The following is a 606-nucleotide window of genomic DNA, read 5'->3' on the forward strand; positions in this document are numbered from 1 at the left end:
CCAGCAAGTTATATAATATTTAGACGAATTGATATCAAAGGAGTGGCAACAAGTAAAAATATGAAAGTTATTTCTTTTTTACTTGAGAAATCAATTGTGGATGATATAGATAAATTTCATACTATTAATTTAAAATGTGATGATGATTTCTGTTATGTAGCAGCTGTCGAACATCAATTAATGAATCGCTGGATAGGATGGTTAAAGGATGCTGATATCACTGCAAAAACTATTGTGCCTGATGTATTGGCTCTACCATTTAGTCTTGGGCAATGGTTTTCGGTAAAATTAGACCATGAATGGTTGATCAGAGATAGTGAAATGTCAGGCTTTTCAATTTGTAGTGAAATATTAGAAAAAATATATGCTTCAAGGTTGTCATCTGTTCATATAAATACCTTTTATCCGGCTAGCAGTAAAGCTATTAATTGGCAATCAACACAATATTGCGATGTGCTCCGAGTTATGGCTGAAAATGTCGGTCATACTGATGTTAATCTTCTCTGCGGTAAGTATAATGATTTCTTTAAAAGAATTATTAATTGCCAACCTATTTTTAAACCTGTTTTTCTGTGTTTGCTTCTATCTATTTTTGTATGCCTAAAT

1 protein-coding gene is annotated in these 606 nt (G+C 31.8%); it reads left to right on the forward strand.

Going from position 1 to position 606, the window contains the following annotated elements; genetic code table 11:
* The coding region (gene gspL, locus V2A85_RS24315) for a type II secretion system protein GspL (protein ID WP_420072636.1) at positions 1 to 606 on the forward strand (606 nt) is incomplete at both ends.

Source organism: Yersinia sp. 1252 StPb PI, from assembly GCF_048593885.1.
GTDB lineage: Bacteria > Pseudomonadota > Gammaproteobacteria > Enterobacterales > Enterobacteriaceae > Yersinia > Yersinia enterocolitica_E.